This window comes from Nonomuraea sp. MG754425 (assembly GCF_021699195.1).
Lineage (GTDB): Bacteria > Actinomycetota > Actinomycetes > Streptosporangiales > Streptosporangiaceae > Nonomuraea.
The window spans coordinates 1-3,025 of the sequence record NZ_SSXE01000388.1; the positions used below are offsets into that span (position 1 = coordinate 1).

At 75.7% G+C, this 3,025-nt stretch carries 1 protein-coding gene and 2 pseudogenes; all 3 read left to right on the plus strand.

The window, feature by feature from the left end; genetic code table 11:
- Window positions 1–981: pseudogene (locus tag FAF44_RS52840) on the plus strand (sensor histidine kinase); the annotation flags it as partial.
- Window positions 957–1,913, plus strand: a complete 957-nt coding sequence (locus FAF44_RS52845) for a sensor histidine kinase (RefSeq protein WP_237111063.1) — start codon at window positions 957–959, stop codon at window positions 1,911–1,913. The pseudogene FAF44_RS52840 and the gene FAF44_RS52845, both read left to right, overlap by 25 nt.
- 161 nt (window positions 1,914–2,074) lie before the next feature.
- Window positions 2,075–3,025 (plus strand): annotated as a pseudogene (locus tag FAF44_RS52850) (hypothetical protein); the annotation flags it as partial.

Genomic DNA, 3,025 nt, shown 5'->3' on the forward strand with positions numbered 1-3,025 from the left:
GTCGCCGCGGGGCTGGTGGCCGTGGCCAGCGGGATCTACTTCGGCGTGGCCGCGCTGTCGAGCCTCGTGGTGTCCGGGTACGACCAGCTCGCCGGGCTCCCCGCCGAGTGGCGGCTGTCCGGGACGCTCAGCCCGCTGACGGTGGCCGGGCTGACCTTCCCCGCGATCGCCGCGTTCCTCGTCGCGCACCGGCCCCGGTTCACCCTGGCCTGGCTGATGTGCGCGGGCGGGCTCGGCGGCGCCGTCTACGACTTCTGCCAGGCGACGATGCTGGCGTCCGCGGCGCACGGCGATCTCGCGACGGCGGGGACGCTGAGGCTGCTCGCGCAGGCGGGCTGGGCGGTGTCCGGGCTGGCGCTGGAGATGCTGCTGCCGCTGTACACCCCCGACAGCAGGTTGCCCGCCAGGCGCTGGCGGGCGGTGGTGGCGCTGGGGGTGGTCTCCATCGCCGCCGAGACCGCGCGCCAGTGCGTACGTCCGGACCCGCCGATCGAGAGCTACCCGCTGCCCGCGGTCATCCCGAACCCGCTGCAACTGCCCGCGCTGGGGCCGTACCTCCCGGCGTTCGGGGTGGTGACCTGGACGGGGATCCTGCTGACGCTGCCGCTGGCGGCGCTGTCCCTGCTGCTGCGCCTGCGGCGGGCGGACCCGGCGGGCCGGCGGCAGATCGGCTGGCCACTGTCGGCGTTCGCCGGGTACATCGTGTTCATGCTGGTCGGCATCGTCCTGCCGGACCTGTACTGGCTGTCGGTGGTGTGGGCGGCGCTCATCCCGGTCGCGCTGGTGTTCTCGGTGCTGCGCCACCGGTTGTACGGCATCGACACCCTCATCAGCCGGGCCTTCGTCGCCGCGGGGCTGGTGGCCGTGGCCAGCGGGATCTACTTCGGCGTGGCCGCGCTGTCGAGCCTCGTGGTGTCCGGGTACGACCAGCTCGCCGGGCTCGCACGGGCCTCGCGGTGCAGGGGGTCGCGGTGGAGGTGACCGGCGGCGAGCCGGGTCACCCCGCGGGCGGCCCGATCAGCGAGCAGGTCAGCGGGCAGGCCGGTGGACAGGTCAGCGGGCAGGTCAGCGGGCAGGTCAGCGGGCGGGTCGGTGCTCACCCCCGCGAGGTGCCGCTGGTCTGGCACGGTGAGCGGGTGGGACGGCTGCTGGTCGGCCCGCCCGCCCCGCGCCGGTTCCCCGCGGCGCACGACGAGCGGGTGCTGGCCACGCTGGTCCCGTACGCGGCCGACGTGGCGCACGCGGTGCGGATGGCAGCCGACCTGCAACGTTCCCGGGAGCGCATCCTGACCGCGCGGGAGGAGGAACGGCGGCGGCTGCGCCGCGACCTGCACGACGGCCTGGGCCAGACGCTCGGCGCGCTCGCGATGACCGTGAACCTGGCCCGCCTGAGCCTGAAGAGCTCCCCGGAGGCGGCGGACGCGCTGCTGCGCGAGCTGCGCTCCGGCATGGACGCGGTCACGTCCGACATCCGCCGGCTCGTGCACGGCCTGCGTCCGCCCGCCCTGGACGAGCTGGGCCTGGCCGCCGCCGTCAGGGAACTCGCGGAGGGCGCGCCCGAGCCGCTCCCTGATCAGCCGCGCCTCGTCGCGCGGGTGAGCGCCGAAGGCGACCTGGACGACCTGCCCGCCGCAGTCGAGGTGGCCCTCTACCGGATCGCGCAGGAGGCGCTGACGAACGTCCGGCGGCACGCGCGCGCCACCCGCGTCCGGGTCGAGCTGCGCCGCGAGCCCGGGACGGTGCGCCTGCTGATCGCCGACGACGGCGTGGGCCTGCCGCCGCGGCGCCGTCCGGGCGTCGGCCTGGCCTCGATGCGCGAGCGCACGGCGGAGCTGGGCGGGAGCTGCCTCATCGACGGCGGTCCCGGCGCGGGCACCACCGTGGAGGTGACGCTCCCCGTCCCGGCGCGGTAGCCTCCGTCGCCTTTGATCTTCACGACAAGGACGCTAATGTCTCCCGATAAGGGACACGGAGGACGGTGGGCACACGTGACCGAGGCGAGCCGACGCCGCCGTGTGGCGTGGTTCCCGGGAGGCCGCCCGCGCCGCACGCCCGTCGATCGGAACGAGGCCGGATGAGCCGCACGGAACGCGCCACCCTCACGCTCGGCCGGCATCTCGGCCGAGGCGGTCAGGGGACGGTCCATGAGGTGCTCGAACGCAAGATCAACGGCCAGTGGGACGTCGCCTACAAGGAGTACGACCCCGACGCCCTGAGCGACCTCGACGCCACCGCCTTGGCCGCGATGGCGGAGCTGATCGGCCGGCTCCCGGGATGGGACGCGGCCTGGCTGGCCGGCAAGGCGGCCTGGCCGGCCGAGCTCGTGGAGGCGGACGGCGACGTCACCGGCTTCCTGATGCGGTCGGCGCCCCGGCGCCACCTGTTCGACCTGCCGACCCCGTCGGGCCCCTCGCCCACGGCGGCCACCCTGGACATCCTGCTCAACGACGACGCCCACACCGCCAGGATCGGCCTGCGGGCCGCCGACCGCGACCGCCTGCTGCTGCTGGCCGACCTGGCCGACACGCTCACCCGCCTGCACACGATGGGCGTCGTCGTGGGCGACCTGTCACCCAGGAACGTGCTCTTCTCCACCGCCGCGCCCCCGGAGTGCTTCCTGATCGGCTGCGACACCATGCGGCTGGACGGCGCGGACGTCCTGCCGCGGCCGGGCAAACGCGGCTGGCAGCTCCCCGATGGTGAGGAGCGGGGCACGGCGGAGGGCGACGCCCACGCGTTGGCGCTGCTGGCCATCCGGCTCCTGGCCCGCGACCAGGTCACCACCGACCCCGGCCGGCTCGCCGCCGCCGGGCCCGCGCTGGGCGAGCTCGCGCGGGCGGCGCTGGAGCGCCCGCCGTCCGACCGGCCCGCCCCCGAGCAGTGGGCCACGGAACTGCGGCGGGCCGCCGCCACGCCCCCGGAGCCGGCGGCCACCGTCGTCCTCGCCGCACCCCCGGAACCCGCGGCCACCGTCGTCGTCACACCCCCGGACCCTGCGGCCACCGTCGTCCTTGCATCCCCGGAC